General features: G+C 68.5%; 20 protein-coding genes and 1 rRNA gene. 7 read left to right on the plus strand and 14 right to left on the minus strand.

What is annotated here, in order from left to right:
- Positions 1 to 8 precede the first annotated feature (8 nt).
- Together rrf and P2L57_RS27385 are read left to right on the plus strand one after the other, a co-directional pair.
- Positions 9 to 125: ribosomal RNA gene (rrf, locus tag P2L57_RS27380) — 5S ribosomal RNA — on the plus strand.
- A gap of 98 nt (positions 126 to 223) precedes the next feature.
- Entirely contained in the window at positions 224 to 733 is a 510-nt protein-coding gene (locus tag P2L57_RS27385) for a GNAT family N-acetyltransferase (RefSeq protein WP_275818762.1), read from the plus strand.
- 8 nt (positions 734 to 741) lie between these two features.
- Here P2L57_RS27385 and P2L57_RS27390 read toward each other — a convergent pair whose 3' ends face one another.
- From P2L57_RS27390 to P2L57_RS27415, 6 genes are all read right to left on the minus strand, one after another.
- Entirely contained in the window at positions 742 to 2304 is a 1563-nt protein-coding gene (locus P2L57_RS27390; RefSeq protein ID WP_275818763.1) for a type IV secretory system conjugative DNA transfer family protein, read from the minus strand.
- A gap of 27 nt (positions 2305 to 2331) precedes the next feature.
- Complete coding sequence (locus P2L57_RS27395; RefSeq protein WP_275818980.1) at positions 2332 to 3702, minus strand: ATP-binding protein; 1371 nt, start codon at positions 3700 to 3702, stop codon at positions 2332 to 2334.
- Between the two features lie 67 nt (positions 3703 to 3769).
- On the minus strand, positions 3770 to 5296 hold the full coding sequence (locus P2L57_RS27400; RefSeq protein WP_275818764.1) for an SCO6880 family protein: 1527 nt from the start codon (positions 5294 to 5296) through the stop codon (positions 3770 to 3772).
- Positions 5293 to 6609, minus strand: coding sequence for a hypothetical protein (locus tag P2L57_RS27405; RefSeq protein ID WP_275818765.1), 1317 nt, complete (start codon positions 6607 to 6609; stop codon positions 5293 to 5295). The genes P2L57_RS27400 and P2L57_RS27405 overlap by 4 nt, the downstream gene beginning before the upstream one ends.
- A complete protein-coding gene (locus tag P2L57_RS27410; protein ID WP_275818766.1) occupies positions 6599 to 7420 on the minus strand; it encodes a hypothetical protein in 822 nt (273 codons plus the stop codon). Before P2L57_RS27410 ends, P2L57_RS27405 begins: the two co-directional genes overlap by 11 nt.
- A gap of 82 nt (positions 7421 to 7502) precedes the next feature.
- The gene (locus P2L57_RS27415) at positions 7503 to 7811 is read right to left on the minus strand and encodes a DUF8827 family protein (protein WP_255932164.1); all 309 of its coding nucleotides are present in this window, start codon (positions 7809 to 7811) and stop codon (positions 7503 to 7505) included.
- A 291-nt stretch (positions 7812 to 8102) separates the two neighbouring features.
- Here P2L57_RS27415 and P2L57_RS27420 point away from each other — a divergent pair, with 291 nt between their 5' ends.
- Complete coding sequence (locus P2L57_RS27420) at positions 8103 to 9107, plus strand: C40 family peptidase (RefSeq protein WP_275818982.1); 1005 nt, start codon at positions 8103 to 8105, stop codon at positions 9105 to 9107.
- Positions 9108 to 9310: 203 nt separating this feature from the next.
- Positions 9311 to 10006 (plus strand): phosphatase PAP2 family protein, encoded by a 696-nt coding sequence (locus P2L57_RS27425; RefSeq protein WP_275818767.1) that lies wholly within the window; start codon positions 9311 to 9313, stop codon positions 10004 to 10006.
- A gap of 27 nt (positions 10007 to 10033) precedes the next feature.
- Here P2L57_RS27425 and P2L57_RS27430 read toward each other — a convergent pair whose 3' ends face one another.
- On the minus strand, positions 10034 to 11572 hold the full coding sequence (locus P2L57_RS27430; RefSeq protein ID WP_275818768.1) for an FAD-binding oxidoreductase: 1539 nt from the start codon (positions 11570 to 11572) through the stop codon (positions 10034 to 10036).
- Positions 11573 to 11726: 154 nt separating this feature from the next.
- On the minus strand, positions 11727 to 11903 hold the full coding sequence (locus tag P2L57_RS27435; protein ID WP_275818769.1) for a hypothetical protein: 177 nt from the start codon (positions 11901 to 11903) through the stop codon (positions 11727 to 11729).
- Between the two features lie 149 nt (positions 11904 to 12052).
- Here P2L57_RS27435 and P2L57_RS27440 point away from each other — a divergent pair, with 149 nt between their 5' ends.
- Positions 12053 to 12247 (plus strand): hypothetical protein, encoded by a 195-nt coding sequence (locus tag P2L57_RS27440; RefSeq protein ID WP_275818984.1) that lies wholly within the window; start codon positions 12053 to 12055, stop codon positions 12245 to 12247.
- Positions 12248 to 12306: 59 nt separating this feature from the next.
- Here P2L57_RS27440 and P2L57_RS27445 read toward each other — a convergent pair whose 3' ends face one another.
- Positions 12307 to 12660 carry a metal-sensitive transcriptional regulator gene (locus P2L57_RS27445; RefSeq protein ID WP_275818770.1) on the minus strand — a complete coding sequence of 118 codons (354 nt, stop codon included), beginning with the start codon at positions 12658 to 12660 and terminating at the stop codon, positions 12307 to 12309.
- 194 nt (positions 12661 to 12854) lie between these two features.
- Between P2L57_RS27445 and P2L57_RS27450 the strand changes: the two genes are divergently transcribed.
- The gene (locus P2L57_RS27450; protein ID WP_275818771.1) at positions 12855 to 13475 is read left to right on the plus strand and encodes a DUF47 domain-containing protein; all 621 of its coding nucleotides are present in this window, start codon (positions 12855 to 12857) and stop codon (positions 13473 to 13475) included.
- Positions 13476 to 13480: 5 nt separating this feature from the next.
- Positions 13481 to 14476, plus strand: coding sequence for an inorganic phosphate transporter (locus tag P2L57_RS27455; RefSeq protein WP_275818772.1), 996 nt, complete (start codon positions 13481 to 13483; stop codon positions 14474 to 14476).
- A gap of 195 nt (positions 14477 to 14671) precedes the next feature.
- Here the strand turns inward: P2L57_RS27455 and pstB are convergent, their stop codons facing one another.
- From pstB to P2L57_RS27480, 5 genes are all read right to left on the minus strand, one after another.
- Positions 14672 to 15451: a phosphate ABC transporter ATP-binding protein PstB gene (gene pstB, locus P2L57_RS27460; protein ID WP_275818773.1), complete on the minus strand. Its 780-nt coding sequence runs from the start codon at positions 15449 to 15451 to the stop codon at positions 14672 to 14674.
- 27 nt (positions 15452 to 15478) lie between these two features.
- Positions 15479 to 16552 carry a phosphate ABC transporter permease PstA gene (pstA, locus tag P2L57_RS27465; protein ID WP_275818774.1) on the minus strand — a complete coding sequence of 358 codons (1074 nt, stop codon included), beginning with the start codon at positions 16550 to 16552 and terminating at the stop codon, positions 15479 to 15481.
- Positions 16549 to 17532, minus strand: coding sequence for a phosphate ABC transporter permease subunit PstC (gene pstC, locus P2L57_RS27470; protein ID WP_275818775.1), 984 nt, complete (start codon positions 17530 to 17532; stop codon positions 16549 to 16551). The genes pstA and pstC overlap by 4 nt, the downstream gene beginning before the upstream one ends.
- A 106-nt stretch (positions 17533 to 17638) precedes the next feature.
- Entirely contained in the window at positions 17639 to 18772 is a 1134-nt protein-coding gene (gene pstS, locus P2L57_RS27475) for a phosphate ABC transporter substrate-binding protein PstS (protein ID WP_275818776.1), read from the minus strand.
- A 154-nt stretch (positions 18773 to 18926) separates the two neighbouring features.
- Entirely contained in the window at positions 18927 to 19379 is a 453-nt protein-coding gene (locus P2L57_RS27480) for an NUDIX hydrolase (RefSeq protein WP_275818777.1), read from the minus strand.
- Positions 19380 to 19392: the final 13 nt, after the last annotated feature.

The raw sequence follows: 19392 nt of genomic DNA on the forward strand, positions 1-19392 counted from the left end.
CATAGTGTTTCGGTGGTCATAGCGTTAGGGAAACGCCCGGTTACATTCCGAACCCGGAAGCTAAGCCTTTCAGCGCCGATGGTACTGCAGGGGGGACCCTGTGGGAGAGTAGGACACCGCCGAACAAATTGTGAACAGCCGTTCTCCCGGGCCCTGTTGAGGGCCCCGGGAGAACGGCTTTTTTGCGTTGTCCCGTTCCGCCACCCGGTGCGATGATCCCCGAATGGGATATGGCATCCGGACAGCGGGACCTGATGAGTGGCAGCGGATCAGAGAGCTTCGCCTTGAGGCGCTGAGCGACCCGATCGCGCACCTCGCCTTCGGCTCGACCTACCAGCGAGAGGCGGCGCTGACCGACGAGGAGTGGCAGCTCCGCGCCCAGCGCGGCACCGGATTCGTGGCCGAGGACACCAACGGCGTCTGGGTCGGTTCAGCGACCGTGCTGATGGAGACCGGCACTGAGTATCCGATCCCGCAGGCCCATGTCGTCGGGATGTACGTACGGCCTGAGGTGCGGGGCGGCGGTACTGCTGAGCGGTTGCTGCGGGCGGCCGTTGAGTGGTCGTGGCGGCAACAGGAAGTCGAGCGGGTGCGGTTGTGGGTGACCGATGCGAATCCGCGGGCGTTCGCCTTCTACACCCGGCTCGGGTTCGGCAAGACCGGTGTGTCGGCGCCGCATCCGCCGGATCGCTCCCTCACCGGGTACGAGATGGAGCTTGCGCGTCCGCGCTGACCGTTGCGCTAACGTCCCTCGGCCAGCCGGGAGGTGGCCGACCGCCAGATGGACTCGGCCTCCTGCCGCGGCCAGCGGTGCCTTGCCTGCTCCTCGGAGCGCAGCACGGCGAGCACCGGGATACCGGCTGCGGGGCCTTCGGCCATCAGCGCGGGCAGCTCGGGGATCGGTGCCAGCGTTGCGATGTCGTCGAAGACACAGGTCATTGGTGGGTCGAGCCGACCGGGGGATGACCTTGCGGCCATGCGCCGGCCGTGCTCGACCACGCTTGAAACGAGTGCGGTGAGCAGGGGCATCGCACCCGGGTGGGCGCGCGGGTCCTCGCGCGGCTCACCCACTACATACAGCGTTCCCCGCTCGTTCACAAACGATTCCAGATCCAGCCCATCGGCCCGCCCCGGGTTGCAAGCGTCCCTGATGTGAATGGAGTTGAGGCCGGACAGGGCCTGCTGGATGAGGGCCTGTGCGGTGTCGCGGCGTTCGGGGTGGGCGTGCAGGGTGGCTTCCAGTTCGCCGCTCCAGCCGGACGCCGCGTCACGGGCGGTGCGCAGGATGCGTACCGGATCGGCTGCGCCGGACCCGGATGCCCAGCGGTGCAGCTGCCGGAACGGCTGGCCGTCAATGGCGGCCGCGTGCAACCAGCAGCGCAGCAGGGTCACCGCGGCGTCGTTGGTGGTCACATCGTGGGTACGCAGTGGTGCGAGCAGCGCACGGGCGCGGGAGGCGGCGGTGGCGGGGTCCTGGCAGCCATTGTGCGGAGCCCAGCGCAACCGGCCCGGGGCGTCGACCAGGTGTTCCGGGTCGAAGAGATGGACCGGCCCGAGTTTGCCGCGGGTGCCGACGGTCTGCTGCCACGTCTGCTCGTCGGGGCAGGTGATGAGTACCGGGCCCTCGGCGTCGAGGACGGTGGGCTGGATGATCCGTTTGCCCTTGTCGCTGCCGCGCGGGCTGGCGAACAGCACGTGAGTGCCGACGAGTTGACCGTCGGGGAGCCGGTCGGGGGGTGGCGCGGCGGCTGTCGCTGCTGTTGGCGCCTCAGCCGGTACCGGCAGCGGCACTTCCGGTTCGCTGCCGGCCCGTTCGGCCACCTGTGCCGTTTCGGCCGCCGGTCCGGGTTCGTCCGGCATGGCTTCTACCGCGGTCCGCGGCACCGGCTCTCCGCGTTTCTGCCGGGGCAGCGGGGTGGGCCGACCGGCCGGGTGCGCGGTCTTCGCCTGCCGCGCTGCCGCGCGTACGGCGCGGTAGCGGGTCACCGTACCGATGCCGAACCCCGCCAGCACGAGCAAAACCAGTACTTCGCCGATGAAGACGCCCCAGAACAGCCCGGGGCGGGGCAGGTCGTCGGCCGGGACCTGCTGCCATGCGGCAGTCAGGTCGGCCGGGTGGCTGATCAGCTCGCGCATGGCCACCGGCGTCCGCGTGAAGTGCAGGTTGTGCGGCCAGTGCCCGTGGGTGACGAGCCCGGCGAGTCCGGTGCCGGTCCACACCAGCACCGTCACGCCCAGCAGGAGGCCGATGACGGCGACCAGAAGGCCGTCCGGGATGCCGCGTTCGCGGCGCTGTTCCGTCATGCCTTCACCCGTTCATGCCCTTACTCGTCACGCCACCGCGTCGTCGGCGAGTTGTTTCTCCAAGGCCACCTCTGCCTCTGTGCGCTCCATGGTGTTGGAGGCCTCGGTCATCGCCCGGTCGGTGTAGACCAGTGGGCGTTCGGCTTCGGTGATGAGGTGTTTGACGACCTGGACGTTCCCGTTGACGTCCCATACCGCGATGCCGGGCGTCAGGGTCGGGATGATCTCGACGGCCCAGCGTGGCAGGCCCAGGACGCGTCCCGTCGCGCGGGCCTCGTCCGCCTTCTGGGCGTAGACCGTGCGCGTGGACGCCATCTTGAGGATCGCCGCGGCCTCCTTGGCCGCCGCCCCGTCGACCACGTCGGACAGATGGTGGACGACGGCGACGAACGACAGGCCGAGTCGGCGGCCGAACTTCAGCAGCCGCTGGAAGAGTTGGGCGACGAACGGGCTGTTGATGATGTGCCAGGCCTCTTCCACCAGGAAGATGCGCTTGACCCGGTCAGGCCTGATCCAGGTGTGTTCCAGCCAGACGCCGACGATCGCCATCAGGATGGGCATGGCGATCGAGTTGCGGTCGATGTGCGACAGGTCGAAGACGATCAGCGGGGCGTCAAGGTCGATGCCGGCCGTGGTCGGACCGTCGAACATGCCGCGCAGGTCGCCGTCGACCAGGCGGTCGAGTACCAGCGCCACGTCCAGGCCCCAGGCCCGTACATCGTCTATGTCGACGTTCATCGACTCCGCCGACACCTCGGCCGGGTGGCGCAGTCGCTCCACGATGTCGGTCAGGATGGGCTGGCGTTCGGTGACGGACCCCACCGCGTGGGCGTGCGCGACCTTGAGCGCGAAGCCCGATCGTTCGTCCAGGCCGCGGCCCATCGCGACCTCGATGATCGTACGCAGCAGCGCCAACTGGCCCGTCGTGGTGATCGACGGGTCCAGCGGGTTGAGCTTGATGCCGCCGTCCAGGGCGGACATGGGGTCGAGCCGGATGGGGGTTATCCCCAACTGCTGGGCGATGAGGTTCCATTCGCCGACCCCGTCTTCGCCCTGCGCGTCCAGGACCACGACCTGGCGGTCACGGAACCGCAGTTGCCGTAGGACGTAGGTCTTCTCCAGGGCCGACTTGCCGTTGCCGGACTCGCCGAGGACGAGCCAGTGCGGGGCGGGGAGTTGCTGCCCGTAGAGCTGGAACGGGTCGTAGATGTAGCCCTTGCCGGAGTACACCTCGCGGCCGATGATCACGCCGGAGTCGCCGAGGCCGGGAGCCGCGGTCGGCAGGTAGACGGCCTGTGCCTGGCCGGTCGAGGTCCGGACCGGCAGGCGGGTGGTCTCCACCTTGCCGAAGAGGAGACTGGTGAAGGCGTCGGTGAGGGCGGAGATCGGATCCAGCATGGCCATGGCGCGCTCTCCTTACCGACTACCAGCGGGGCGGCTGGTGCTGTGCATGATGGCCATCCCCTCAGCGGCGGATTCCGGTCGCGAACGGCAGGGTGTTGACGAACGCCCGGTGGTGCTCGCGGTCGCACCATTCCAGTTTCAGATAGCTCTTGCCCGCGGAGGCGCGAATGGTGCGTTTGTCACGCGCCAGTGCCTCGGGCGAGCGGGCCGAGACGGTGATGTAGCCGACCAGGTTCACTCCGGCGGCGCCGGAGGCGAGGTCCTCGCCGCGCTGGTCGACGCGGGTGTGGTGGGCGACGTCGCGCGGGTCGACGACCCGGTTCATCTTGGCGGCCCGGCTGGCCTCGGCGTCGTCGTTGGTCTTCTCGGTCAGCATCCGCTCGATCGCCACATCGGTCGGCTCCAGGTCCATGGTCACCGCGACCGTACGGATCACGTCCGGAGTGTGGACGAGCAGCGGGGCCAGGAAGTTGACGCCGACCGGGGTCAGCGGCCACTCCTTGACCCAGGCGGTGGCGTGGCACCAGGGCGCCCTGGTGGCCGACTCACGGGTCTTGGCCTGCAGGTAGGTGGGCTGGGTGGCGTCGAGTTCGGCGGGCCAGGCGTTGCGGCGGGTCATCGCCTGGATGTGGTCGATGGGGTGGTCCGGGTCGTACATCGAGTGCAGCAGCGAGGCGAGGCGGGCCTGGCCGAGCGGCTGACGGACCCGGATGTCGGCCTCCGTGAGGCGCGCACAGATGTCGTTGAGCTCTCGGGCCATGACGATGGCCAGGCCTTCGTCACGGCTGTGGCCGGTGGCCTTGGCCATGGCGTGCGCCTCGGCGGCCAGATCGCGGGTGTAGTGCATACAGGCGACGAGGTAGGCGCGGTGCTGCTCTGACGAGGTGGAGACCATCGACTGGAGCTGGTCGTACGAGGTCTGGAGCCAGGCCGGGGCGTTGTTGTCACCGCGCTGGGCAACGTCCTTGGCGTGGGCGTCGGGGTCGGCGGGCAGGGTGCGGGCCAGCATCTGCAGCCGGGTCACGAAGCCGTCTCCGTTGGCGACATGCTTCAGCAGTGTGCCGAAGCGTTCCACCAGCGCCTCCTGGTCCTCGCTGTCGCGTAGGCCGACGCCGGGGCCCTCGATCTCGATGGCGGCGGTGACGGTGCGCCGGTCGAGGTGGAGCAGGACGGCGATCTCGTCCGGCCCGAAGGGCGCGGCCAGCCAGCTGATCTGGCCGATGCCGGGTGGCGGGCCGATCTCCACTTCCCGCCCGTCGAGGCTGATGCCCGCCTCGGAGGCGGCCGACCGGTAGACGGCGCTGCTGCGCAGGGTGCGGCGGTAGGTGCGGTTGATCTCGAACCAGCGGTAGAAGGTGCGGCCCCGGTACGGCATGAAGACCGCGGCGAAGGCCAGTACGGGGAAGCCGACCAACCCGGCGATGCGCAGCGGCAGGATGGTGATCGCCAGCCCCCACACCATGCCGATGAACGCGCCGATGACCAGCAGCGCGATCTCGCCGGTCTGACGGTTCTTGCCGACGATGGCGTTCGGGCGCGCCTTGCCGATGAGATAGGTGCGGCGCTGGGCGATCGGCTGGGTTGTCACGGCCTGCCCCCTCCGTTCTTACGGTCTGACGTGCGTGGTGCGGGTGGCGAGGGGGCGCGGCCGGACGCCTGGGCCGGAGGGGTGGCCGGGGCGTTGCTGCCGCCGCGGGTGCCGTGGGCGGCGATGCCGCCGGAGACGGCACCGGCGGGCTGCGTACCGCCGCCGCTCGCGGCTTGCTCCTGGGAGCCGTCGCGGGTGCTGTGGGTCTTGATGCCCTGCTTCACCAGGGCGGCGGGTGAGGAGATCAGGGCGGCCGCCGGGTTTCCGGCGGCCTTGTGGTCGCCGCGCAGCTTGACCACGTCGTCGCCGAATCCCGGTACGAAGCGGTAGATCATCGCGCTGGCGAAGATGGCCAGGAAGATGATGGCCAGGCCGGAGACCACGGCGGAGAACGACGTGGGGCCGCCGGAACCGGACAGCGCACCGGCGAGGCCGAGGACGATCACAATGACCGGCTTCACCAGGATCACCGCGATCATGACCCCGGCCCAACGCCGCACGTGGTGCCACATGTTCTTGTCGACCAGGCCCGCGTAGACGGCGGTGCCGAGGAGCGCGCCGACGTAGAGGAGGGCGGCGCGGATGACGAGTTCCATCCACAGGACGCCGGCGGCGAGCACCGAAACGAGTGAGACGACGATCAGCATGATCGGGCCGCCGCCGATGCTGTTGCCCTTCTTGAGCGCGTCGGAGAACGCGCCGAAGAACACATCCGTGTGGGCGCCGGTTCCGGATCCGATCACCTGGGTGACGGCGTCGACGGCCGAGACGACGGTGTAGAGGACGAGCGGGGTGAAGGCGGATGCCAGCACGGTGAGCCAGAGGAACCCGACGGCTTCGGTCAGCGCCTCGGTGAGCGGCACGCCGCGCACCGCCCGCTTGGCGACGGCGAGCAGCCACAGCACGAGGGTGAGGATCGTGGAGGCGGCGAAGACGACGGCGTACTGGCGCAGGAAGGTGGGGTTGGTGAAGTCCACCTGGGAGGTGGAGTTGATCTGGTGACTCAGCTTCCCGATGATCCATGAGGCGGCGTCGGCGCAGCCCTTGGCCAGGGAGGAGAGGGGGTCGAGGGTGGAGGTGAGACCGTCGGAGGGCTGGGTGGAGCCGCCGCCAGTACCGCCCTGGCAGTACTGGCGTGCCACACCGGAGATTGCCGAGCAAGGATCGCTGGACGGGCTGGTGCTGGGGCTCGAGCTTGGAGTTGGTTTGGGGGACGGGGCGGCTGCGGCGCGGCTGGCCACGAGCACCAGGGCGGTTTGAACCGCCATCAGAGCGCTGATGAGTCCACGGGCCCGTGGACGGTTAACGGGCATACGTGAACCCTCCGTACCCTTGGACGGCGCCAGCGATCTCGTTGGCGGTGGAGACCGGATTGTCACCGCTGATCGGTGTCGGGCCCTTTGTCTGGTCGGTCGCCAGGACCTTCCAGTCGGAGCCGTCCCACTTCAGCTTGAAGGTGACGGTGAACCAACTCTGGGTGACGGGTTTTGTGGACGCCTCTCCTGCCAGTCCGAAGATGCCGGTGCACCAGACGGAGGCGTCGGCGGTGTCGCCGGTGAAGTTCGTGAGCTTGACGCCGATCGGGATCGTGCGGTTGACGAACGTCTCACCGCTTGGGGCGGCACCGTCCTGGTTCAAGCCGATCGAGTGTAGGAAAGCCGCTGAGTATGCCGCCTCGTAACCCCCCTGCAGCTTGTCGAGTGTCGAGGGATCGGCGACGGCGCTGACGATCTCATGGCGTCTAGCCGCCTTGAACATCCCGTCACCGCCCAGCGCGACAGCGTAGTTCGCTGCCGCCGACTGTGCCCCTTCCTCCGTCTTCGGGAATCCGCTTGCGATGCCCGCCGTCTTTCCGGCCACCGGGCGGTCGCCGGTCGGTGTGGTGGGCGCCGCCTGGCCGCCCTTGGCACCGTCGTTGCCGGAGCCGCCGCCCGATCCCCGCGTGGCGAAGGCGAGCGCCGCGATGAGGAGCACGACCACGCCGACGACGGTCACCAGTGTCCGCGAGGAGCGGACGGGGCGGCGACCGGCCGCCGGACCGGTGGACTCGCCTTCGGGTAGCCGGGTCCTGGTCGTGGTGGCGGCGAGGTCGTCAGGGTCATGGTGGCTCGGGTGAGTGGGCATCAGCACGCAGCCTAGATGGGGGAGTGGGGGCCGGGGACGGGCCCTTTGGGGGCGTACGTAGGCGTTGGGGGCGCGGGTGCGGCTAGACCGCCATCCCGTACACGATCGTGAACAGGGTGCCGAGCGAGCCGATGATGAACACGCCGGTCAGCCCGGCGATGATCAGACCCTTACCCTGCTCGGCACTGAACGTATCGCGCAGCGCGGTAGCGCCGATCCGTTGTTTGGCCGCGCCCCAGATCGCGATGGCCAGACAGAGCAGGATGGCTACCGCCATCACCACCTCGACCATCACCCGTGCCTCGTTCCCGAGGTTGCCGAAGGGACCCCAGTTTGGCGCGATACCGCCAATGATGGTGTTGATGTCGCCTTTGCCGGCTGCCAGGAACATGGATAACTCACCGCCCCGCATGATCAGTTGGGATCCTTGCGGAGGCGCAGGGATCCAGACTCTATATTGGCTGACAATGCCGCCGCTGGATGTCGACTGAGCGACTTTCTCGGTGGATTCCCCGTGTGATTCGCGACTTGACGGTCACACTGGGGCCCAGGCCGGTGTCTGAACGGGGCCCCGGGGCGACTGTGAACCCTACGGTAGTCATTACTGTGTGTATCACGGTCGGTAGCGCAGAGCAACGAACCGGCAGTGGGGTGAGGGAGGGACGCCGTCTTGGGCGGGACTGTGCGGAAGGCCTGGCTCATCGTCATCATCGTGGCCGGGGTGTGCTTTTCGTTCCTCGCGCTGCTGGTCATCGGTACCTACTCGGCGGCCGCCTCGCTGTTCGGAGGGGGTGGCGCGGTCGGTCTCGCGCCGGGTGCGGTGCCCGCTGCCTACCAGTCGCTGGTGGAGCGGTACGGCACCATGTGTCCCGCCATCAGCCCCCCTTTGCTGGCGGCACAGTTGTATCAGGAGAGCGGCTGGGATCCGAACGCCCGCAGCGGTGTCGGGGCGGAGGGTATCGCCCAGTTCATGCCCGACACCTGGGCGGCGCACGGGATCGACGCCAAGGGTGACGGCAAGCCCAACGTGTGGGATCCGGCCGACGCGATCCCGTCCGCCGCCGCGTACGACTGCCAACTGGCCCAGGACGTCAAGAGCGTGCCGGGCGACAACACCGACAACATGCTGGCCGCCTACAACGCGGGCGCGTACGCGGTCATCCAGGCCCAGGGTGTGCCGCCGTACAGCGAGACGCAGGGCTATGTGAAGTCGATCCGCACCCTCGCGCAGAGCTTCTCGGCGCCGGTCGGCCGGGTTCCGCCCACGCAGCAGGCAGCCGGTGCAATCGAGTTCGCGCAGTCGAGGCTCGGCACGCCGTATCTGTGGGGCGGTACCGGAACGGCCGCGGACAACGGGCGGTTCGACTGTTCGGGGTTGACGCAGGCCGCGTACCAGTCGGTGGGCATCGAGCTGCCGCGGGTGGCCAACGACCAGTGGAACGCAGGGCCGCATCCCGGCCGTAATGAACTGCTTCCGGGCGACCTGGTGTTCTTCGCCACCGATCTGAAGGATCCGCGCAGCATCCATCACGTGGGGATCTACGTCGGCGGCGGCTATATGATCGACGCCCCGCACACGGGCGCGAGCATCCGGTTCGACCCGATCGACATTCCGGACTACATCGGTGCGACACGGGTGACGCAGGCCGGGGCGCAGGCGCTACCGACACCGTCGCCGTCGCACTGACGGGCAGCAGTGACCGACGGTCAAGCCGTGGCCGTTGGTATGCCCGTCGGAGTCTCCCTTGTATAACTTCCTGGTGATCTTCCGGTAAGGGCGGAACGCTTCCCACCGTGTTGCCCGTTCAATGGAACGACGAACGAACAGTGCCGACAGCGGGGGTTGGTGCGCGACCGACGATCGGCTACTAGGCAAAGGGGTGGCTCACTATGAACGAGCTCGCGTTCGACGGCCAGAACCCCGACGTCGGTCTGCTCTACAACATCAACGACCTGGCCCGCAACTCACCCGGTTGGCTGGACCACACCGTCGAGTTCCTCGGAGAGTACGGGCTGATCGCGGCGATGGCGCTGCTGGCGCTGTGGAGTTGGTGGCGCGTCGCCCGGCGGCAGGGGGATGACGCCCCGTCAGCGGTCGCGGGCGTGCTGTGGTCCGGGCTCGCCGCCGCGATCGCGGTGCTGCTGAACATCCCGGTCCGTGGCCTGGTGCAGCGCTCCCGGCCGTACGTCGACCATCCGCGCCTCGATCTGCTGATCCACGGCGGTTCCGACTTCTCGTTCGTCAGTGATCGTTCGGCGCTGACGATGGCGGTCGGTGTCGGCCTGTTCATGGTCAACCGCAGGGCGGGGCTGACCGGTATCGCCCTCGCGATGCTCGAAGGGTTCACCCGGGTCTTCGTGGGCGTGCACTATCCGACCGATGTGATCGGCGGCTTCGCGCTGGGCACCGCGACCGCCCTGCTGCTCGCCCCGCTGGCCATGCTGCTGCTCGGGCCGCTGATGACGGCGCTCGGCCGGACCCGGGCGGGCGCCCTGGTGCGCTCCGCCAAGCCGGTGCGCAAGCCGGCGGTACGGGGTGAGCCGTACCCGGAGCCGACCACGTGCGACAAGGACCTCGCCGCCTGACACCGCGGCGGCGAGGCCCGCTGGGCCCTAGATCGCCTGCGGGAAGTCGAAGAGGCGGTTCGGGTCGTACTGCCGCTTGACCGTGGCCAGGCGATCGGCGGCCGAGCCGTAGTAGGCGCGGCGCCAGTCGGTCAACGTCGGGTCGATGTAGTTCTGGTAGGCCGCGCCGGAGGCGTACGGGCGCATCGCCTGGTGCATGCCGTCCAGCCAGCCGGTGCCGCTGAGCGGCCCCGAGGCGATGTACTGCGCGAGGAACCGCGAACCGCGGTGGACGAACGCGGTCGCCCCCGGCGCCACCCGGTTCACCGCACCGCCGAGCGCGGTCAGCGCGGCACTGCCCGCGCCGCCGCCGGACGTCGACCGCAACCGCTCCACCTGCGCCACCAGGGCGGCGGCGCCCGCGGCGGACAGCGAACGGTCGTAGAAGTCGGAGCGCGCGGTGTAGGTCTCGCGGTCCAGCTGACCGGTCGGCGTGCGCCCCGGGGTGCGCCCCGGCAGATGGCACTGGGTGGGCGTACGGTCGGTGCACCCCGCGTAGGAGTTCATCGCGTCCAGGTATGCGTGGCGGCGCAGCGAGACGCTCTTCGCCTGGCCGCCGATCCGGGAGGCCAGCCGGTCCACCGCGTTCTGCAGGTCGGAGTACGAGCCGAGGGAGAAGGCGGCGAGTGAGAGCGTGGGCGAGCCACCGGCCGCGCAGTCCAGATGCAGCGACGACCAGATCTCGTCCGGCAGGTCAGGACCCCACTCCTGCCAGGCGCTGATCGCCGCGGCCGCCTTCGACCAGGGCCAGGTCAGGTAGGCGGTGACGCAGGCGGGCGCCGGGTGGGTGCGGAAGCGCAGTTCGGTGACCACGCCGAAGTTGCCGTTGCCCGCGCCGCGCAGCGCCCAGAACAGGTCCGGGTTGTTGCGCGCGTCCGCCGTGATGGTCCTGCCGTCGGCTGTGACGAGGGTCGCGCCCGTGAGGCTGTCGCAGGTCAGCCCATACGCCCGGGCGGTGACCCCGTGCCCGCCGCCGAGGGTGAGCCCGGAGACACCGACCGTCGGACAGGAACCGGCGGGTATGGTCACGCCGCGCCCGCCGAGGGTGTTGTAGACGTCGATCAGTTTGGCGCCCGCGCCGATCGTCGCGTCACCGCCGGAGACGGAGATCGACGACAGCTTGGAGACGTCGATCACCAGTCGGCCGTTGCCGGAGGACCAACCGGCGTATGAATGGCCTCCGTTGCGGATGGACACCGGGACGTGGGTGCGGCGCGCGAAGGACAGGCAGTGCGCTATGTCGGCGGTGTTCGCTATGTAGGCGAGGGCGGCCGGGCGCTGTCCGTCGAACCGGGTGTTGTACAGCTTGCGGCCGGTGTCGTAGTCCGCGTCGCCCGGCCGTATCAACTTGCCGTGCAGCCCGCGGGCGAGCGCCGACCAGTCGGCGGCCGCCGGGCTCGTGCCGCTCGAGTTGCGGGCGCTGGCCGAGGTGGCATGCGCCGCCCCGGTGCTGGCGCAGGAGGGCAGTGCGACGGCCGCCAGGCCGAGGCCAGCGCTACCGCGCAGCAGTGATCGCCGGTCGGCCATCCGCAGCATCCTTTGACTAGGGGTTTTACGGATGGGGACTTCAACCGGCGGGCCAACGGTTCCGCCCTCGGGCGCAACCGTGCGCCCGCAGTGGGGATAACTGATGGAAGAGGGACAATTGCCCCGAAACATCAGTCCAGATGAACTCGCGCCATCACGACGCGCCGGAGTGCAGGGCGGCGTCCCGTCGTGCGCTGTCGCGGGCTCGCCGCGCGGGACCGGTCCAGCCGCAGCTGCAGCGGCCCATCGCGAACGCGCCGCGCTCGATGGTGGTTGTTCGATGGGGGTGGGCAGGGGACTCGATGTGCTGGTCCTCATGCTGGTTGAGCACACAACAACGCTACCTGGTTGCGCTGAGGCTCGGAACCCGGCGTTCGAGAGCGGGGCGAAATGGTCCTTACGTGCCATGCGCCGCCTGCGCGCCGGTCCCTAGTCTGGACTTCTGGAACCCCGGCGTTCTTGGACGAGGAGGTGGTGCACATGGTGTCGTCGCGCGGATCCCAGGCGACGGATCATCAAGACCGCGTGGCCCTCGCCGAGATCGAGTTGTGCGGCGAGTTGATGATCGCGGCATCGGCGGTCGGCGAGGAACGGTTGAGTACGGCGCGGATAGACGAGGTGCTCGAGGTGGACCGGGCCGGCGGTGGTGCGGTTCGGGTGCCGCTGCGCGGCTAGCGCCTGCGCTGCCCTCGATGTGCGGTGATCTCCACGTTCCGGGTTGAGCCCCGAACCCCCTAGGACCTCAGCAGCCGTGCGATCGCGGCGGTCGCCTCGGCCACCTTGGCGTCCGCTTCCGGGCCGCCCTGAATCGCGGCGTCGGCCACGCAGTGCCGTAGATGCTCCTCCAGCAGCTGCAGTGCGAAGGACTGCAGCGCCTTCGTGCCGGCGGAGACCTGGGTGAGGATGTCGATGCAGTAGACGTCCTCTTCGACCATCCGCTGCAGCCCGCGGACCTGGCCTTCGATCCGGCGCAGCCGCTTGAGGTGCTGGTCCTTCTGCTTGGCGTAGCCGTGCGGCCCCTGGGGGGCGGACGGAGTCCCGGGAGTGGCGGCTTCCGCCGCAGGGCTCGCCGCGTCGTCAACCGTCATGCCCTTGTCCTCCGGTCCTGGCGCGTGCCCGTTATACCCCCTGCGGGTATATGGTACCGAATCGGTCCCGGTTGGGACCCACCTGTATGGAGCACTCTGCCCTATGGGCGACACTGGAGGACGCCGCTTAGCAGTGGCCGGATGATGCACCTAGCATCGACGAGACCGAACCGAGAGCACCCAGAGGACTCCCAGTGCGCCTTCGTCTGACCCCCAGGGAGACGAGCTTCTATGACATGTTCGCCGCGTCAGCGGACAACATCGTCACAGGTTCGAAGCTTCTAATGGAACTGCTCGGGGCGGACACCCCCGCACGCGCCGAGATCGCCGACCGGATGCGGGCCGCGGAACACGCTGGCGACGACGCGACGCACGCGATCTTCCATCAGCTGAACTCGTCCTTCATCACGCCGTTCGACCGTGAGGACATCTACAGCCTCGCGGGCTCGCTCGACGACATCATGGACTACATGGAAGAGGCCGTTGACCTGGTCGTTCTCTACCAGATCGAGGAGCTTCCGAAGGGCGTCGAGCAGCAGATCGAGGTACTCGCGCGGGCTGCGGAGCTGACCGCCGAGGCGATGCCCAACCTGCGGACGATGCAGAACCTGACCGAGTACTGGATCGAGGTCAACCGTCTGGAGAACCAGGCGGACCAGATCCACCGCAAGCTGCTCGCGCACCTGTTCAACGGCAAGTACGAGGCCATGGACGTGCTCAAGCTCAAGCAGATCGTCGATGTGCTGGAAGAGGCCGCCGACGCGTTCGAGCACGTGGCGAACACGGTGGAGACCATCGCGGTCAAGGAGTCCTGACCCCGGTGGACACCTTCGCACTCGTCGTCGTTATCGGCGTCGCGCTCTTCTTCACCTACACCAACGGCTTCCACGACTCCGCGAACGCGATCGCGACCTCCATCTCCACCCGGGCGCTGACGCCCAAGGCGGCGCTGGCGATGGCCGCGGTGATGAACCTGGCGGGCGCCTTCCTGGGCAGCGGGGTCGCCCAGACGGTCAGCAAGGGCCTGATCGAGGCGCCGAGCGGCCGACATGGGATGGCGATCCTGTTCGCCGCACTGCTCGGGGCAATTGTCTGGAATCTCGCAACCTGGTACTTCGGGCTGCCGTCGTCTTCCAGCCACGCCCTGTTCGGCGGTCTGGTCGGCGCCGCGCTCGCGGGGGCCAGCACCGTGCACTGGTCGGGCGTGATCGACAAGATCATCATCCCGATGGTGCTGTCACCGGTCGTCGGCCTGATCGTCGGTTATCTGGTGATGCTGCTGATCCTCTGGCTCTTCCGCCGCGCCAATCCGCACAAGGCCAAGCGCGGCTTCCGCGTCGCGCAGACCGTCTCGGCGGCGGGCATGGCGCTCGGCCACGGTCTGCAGGACGCGCAGAAGACCATGGGTGTCGTGGTGATGGCGCTCACCATCTCCGGTACCCAGAGCGGCGGCGGCATCCCGATCTGGGTGAAGATCGTCACAGCGCTGATGCTCTCGCTGGGCACGTACGCCGGCGGCTGGCGGATCATGCGGACCCTCGGCCGCAAGATCATCGAGCTGGATCCGCCGCAGGGCTTCGCGTCCGAGACCACGTCGGCGGTGATCCTCTACATCACGTCGTACATCTTCAAGGCGCCGATCTCGACCACGCATGTGATCACCTCGTCGATCATGGGCGTGGGCGCGACGAAGCGGGTGAAGGCGGTCCGCTGGGGCGTCGCCAAGAACATCATCCTCGGCTGGTTCATCACCATGCCGGCCGCTGCGGGCGTCGCCGCCCTCGCATATCTGGTCGTGAAGCTGGTCTTTGCCTGAGCGCGGTTGGCTTTTCCCTTGGGGGCCGTGCCCCGAACCCCCTTCGGGGGCTGGGGCGGAGCCCCGGGAAGACCAGCACCCCAACCGCGCGAAAAAGGGCCCGCCCCCGAAGAGGGGGCGGGCCCTGTGCCTTGCGGTGGCACCGCCATGCAGCACCGCAAGGCAGTTCCGGGGCTCAGCCGGAGCGCCATCGGCCTAGCCGAAGCGACCGGAGATGTAGTCCTCGGTGGCCTGGACGGACGGGTTGGAGAAGATCCGCTGCGTCTCGTCGATCTCGATGAGCTTGCCGGGCTGGCCGACGCCCGCCAGGTTGAAGAAGGCGGTACGGTCCGAAACCCGGGCCGCCTGCTGCATGTTGTGCGTCACGATGACGATCGTGAACTGCTCCTTCAGCTCGCCGATCAGGTCCTCGATGGCCAGCGTCGAGATCGGGTCGAGAGCCGAGCAGGGCTCGTCCATCAGCAGCACCTGCGGTTCCACGGCGATCGCCCGAGCGATGCACAGCCGCTGCTGCTGACCGCCGGACAGGCCGGCGCCCGGCTTGTTCAGCCGGTCCTTGACCTCGTTCCAGAGGTTGGCGCCCTTCAGCGACTTCTCGACGATGCCGTCGATTTCCGACTTCCTGCGTGCCGAGCCGTTCAGGCGCAGGCCCGCCGCCACGTTGTCGTAGATCGACATGGTCGGGAACGGGTTGGGGCGCTGGAAGACCATGCCCACGGTGCGCCGCACCGCGACCGGGTCGACCCCGGCGCCGTACAGGTTCTCGTCGTCCAGCATCACCTTGCCCTCGACGCGGCCGCCGGGGGTGACCTCGTGCATGCGGTTCAAGGTGCGCAGGAAGGTGGACTTGCCGCAGCCGGACGGGCCGATGAAGGCGGTCACGGAACGCGGCTCCACGGTCATCGAGATGTCCTCGATGGCGCGGTGGTTGCCGTAGTAGGCGGAAAGGCCGCTGACGTCGATGCGCTTGGCCATGTGAATCACTTCTCTTCTGGGTAAGGCTCAGCGGCCGGTCTTCGGGGCCTTCCAGCGGGCGATGCCCCTGGCGACCAGGTTCAGGATCATGACGAAGGCGATCAGCACCAGGGCGGCAGCCCAGGCCCGGTCGAACGAGGCGTCGTTGCCGTTGGTGTACTGCTCGTACACGTAGTACGGCAGCGAGGACTGGGCGCCGTTGAACGGGTCGTTGTTGATCAACTGGTTGCCGAAGACCAACAGCAGCACCGGTGCGGTCTCGCCCGCGATGCGGGCCACGGCCAGCATGACACCGGTCAGGATGCCGCCGATCGACGTGGGCAGTACGACCTTGACTATCGTGCGCCACTTCGGCACACCCAGTGCCAGCGACGCCTCGCGCAGCTCGTTCGGCACGAGCTTGAGCATTTCCTCCGTCGAGCGGACGACCACCGGCATCATCAGGATCGACAGCGCGAGCGCACCGGCGAAGCCCGAGTATCCGAAGCCCAGGATGATGATCCAGAAGGCGAGGATGAACAGGCCCGCCACGATCGACGGGACACCCGTCATCACGTCCACGAAGAAGGTGACGACCTTCGCCAGCTTGCCGCGCCCGTACTCCACCAGGTAGATCGCGGTCAGCAGCCCGACCGGCACCGCTATCAGCGAGGCCAGGGCGACCTGCTCCAGGGTGCCGATGATCGCGTGGTAGACGCCGCCGCCCGGCTGGGTGGTGATGACACCGCCCATCGAGTGGCCCAGGAAGTTGCCGTCGAGTACCTTCACGCCCTTGCTGATGGTGGTCTGCAGCAGCGAGTACAGCGGTACCACGGCGACCACGAAGCACGCCCAGACCAAGCTGGTGGCGACCCGGTCCTTGGCCTGGCGACGGCCCTCGACACGGGCGGTGATCAGGTACGTCAGGGCGACGAACAGCACGAGGGCGATCAGGCACCACTGCAGCTTGCTGGCCAGTCCGGCGACCGCGCCGATACCGGAGCCGAGGGCGATCGCCGCGACGGCGATTCCGGCCGGGGCCCAGCGCGGCATGCGGCGGTGGGAGAGCAGCGAGTTCAGCGGCGCGGCGGGGGGCGCGTCCTGGGTCATGGCGTGGCTCATGCGTTGGCCCCCGAGTACTCCTTGCGGCGGGCGATGATCAGCCGGGCCGCGCCGTTGACGAGCAGGGTGATCACGAACAGGACCAGACCGGAGGCGATCAGCGCGTCACGGCCGAAGTTGTCCGCCTCGGCGAACTTGGCGGCGATGTTCTGCGCGAACGTTCCGCCGACCGGGTCCAGCAGCCGGGCGCTGAGCACCGGCGAGGCGGACAGCACGGTGGCCACCGCCATGGTCTCGCCGAGCGCGCGGCCGAGGCCCAGCATCGAGGCGGAGATGATGCCGGAGCGGGCGAACGGCAGTACCGACATCCGCACGACCTCCCAGCGGGTCGCGCCCAGCGCGAGCGCCGCCTCCTCGTGCGCCTTCGGCACCTGCCGGAAGACCTCGCGGCTGACGTTGGTGATGATCGGCACGATCATGATCGCCAGCAGGATCCCGACGGTGAACAGCGAACGGGCCGCGCTGCTCGGGTCGGACTTGTGGAAGATGCCGGTCCAGCTCAGGTACTCGTTCAGCCACAGGTTGAGGCCCTGCAGATGCGGTACGAGGTAAAGACCGCCCCACAGGCCGTAGACGATGCTGGGGACGGCGGCGAGCAGGTCGACCAGGTACGCCAGCGGCGTGGCCAGCTTGCGCGGCGCGTAGTGCGAGATGAACAACGCGATGCCGACCGAGACCGGTACGGCGATGATCATCGCGATCAGCGAGCTGACCACCGTGCCGTAGGCGAGCACGGCGATGCCGAAGGACGGCGGCTGGAGGTTGGCGTTCCACTCGAACGTGGTGAAGAAGTCGGAGTGGTCCAGCGAGATCGCGTGGATCGCCCGCACGGTGAGGAAGACCGCGATGGCGGCCATGATCACCAGCAGCAGGATGCCGGATCCGCGCGACATGCCAAGAAAGACCCGGTCACCCAGCCGGGTGACTGCGGGCTGCCGGGAGTTCGGGGGGTGTTCCCCGGGTGAATTCACTATGTCCATGGGGTTTGGCTCCGGTCTGGCGGGGCTTGTGGCCCCTGGCGGCGGTGCACCGGATGGGGCCGGCCCCGCGCGTCGGGCGCGGGACCGGCCATGCGGTCTCGGTGGGTCAGGACAGGGACGAGATCGTGCTGCGGACCTTGGTGGCGATCTCGGTGGGCAGCGGGGCGTAGCCCTGGCCGCTCAGGCCCTTCTGGCCGTCGTCGCTCGCGACGTAGTTCAGGAACGCCTTGGTGGCGTCCAGCGTCTCGGGCTTGTTGCCCTTGTCGCAGGCGATCTCGTACGTGACCAGGGTGAGCGGGTAGGCACCGTCGGCCTTGGTCGCGTAGTTGAGCTTCAGCGCCATGTCGTTGCCGGTACCGACGACCTTGGCGTCCGCGATCATCTTGGAGGCGGCGTCAGAGCTGGCCGCGACCGGGGCGGAGGCGCCGGTGTCGATCTTGACCGTCGGGATGTTGCTGGCGGTCGCGTAGGACAGCTCGAAGTAGCCGATCGCGCCCGCGGTCTGCTTCACCTGCGCGGCGACACCCGAGGACTGCGGAGCGGACTGGCCGTTCTTGGCCTGCCAGGCCTTGCCACCGCTGTACGACCAGTCGCTGGCCGCCGCGCCCTTGAGGTACTTGGTGAAGTTGTCCGTGGTGCCGGACTCGTCCGAGCGGTGGAACGCCTGGATCGAGGAGGACGGCAGCTTGGCGCTCGGGTTGAGCTTCTTGATCGCCGGGTCGTCCCACTTGGCGATCTTCGAGTCGAAGATCTTCGCCAGCGTCGGGGCGTCCAGGACCAGGTTGTCCACGCCGGGCAGGTTGTAGCCCACCGCGATCGGACCGCCGACCATCGGCAGGTCTATGCCCTGGCCGCCGTTCTTGCAGACCGACTTGGACTTGGTGACCTCGTCCGGCTTCAGCGCCGAGTCGGAGCCGGCGAAGGCGGTGCTGCCCTGCAGGAACTCGGTGACGCCCGCGCCGGAACCGGTGGGCTTGTAGTTGATCTGCGAACCGGAGCAGGCCTGCATGTAGTTCTTGACCCAGACGTCCATGGCGTTCTTCTGGGCGGTGGAACCAGAGGCGAGCAGGTTGGCCTTGCTGCCGCACTTGATGGAAGCGGCGGCGTTGGACGAGCCGCCCGACGGGCTGCTGGAGCCGCTGTTGTTGTCCGAGCCGCAGGCCGTCAGGACCAACGCGCTGGAGACCGCGATCGCGCCGACGGCCAGGGAGCGCAGTCCGGTCTTGCGAGTGAGCTTCACCTTCGAGTGTTCCTTCCTGGAGCACGGTGACGGAGGTTCACCGGTACGGCTGAAAGTAAGCAGATCAGATGAAGCAGCTGACGGGTGTTAGTGAACACACGGTGAACCTCGCCCATCGGGGTGGCATACGACCCCGGGGCCTGGTACGCCCCGATTACGTGATGTTGCCCAGCGTACGAATCAGCGCGTCGATCAGCGGTCGGTCCCGTTCGTGCGTCAGACGGTTCCGTGCCGCGGCGGGCGGCAGCCAGACCAGCCGGTCCACCTCGCGGTTCTCTATGAAGGTGCCGCCGATCACCTCGGCGGCCCAGTAACGGACCTCCTTGGGCCGTCCGTTCACCAGGTAGTGCGAAGCGGGCAGCTGGGGACCGAGCAGGCAGTCCATCCCGGTCTCCTCCTTCACTTCGCGCAGCGCGGCCTGGGCGACGGCCTCACCGCTCTTCAGCTTCCCCTTCGGATGCGACCAGTCGTCGTAGCGCGGCCGGTGGATCAGTGCGATCTCAACCCGGTTGAGGGGTTCGCGGTGCCCCAGGGCGCAGGCGGGCGATCGACGCCACAGCACCGCGCCGGCGGCACGGATCGGCGTCTGCGTGGCGGGCTGTCCCATTGACTTCCTTCAC

Source organism: Streptantibioticus ferralitis, from assembly GCF_029223525.1.
In the GTDB taxonomy this organism is placed as follows: Bacteria; Actinomycetota; Actinomycetes; order Streptomycetales; family Streptomycetaceae; genus Streptantibioticus_A; species Streptantibioticus_A ferralitis.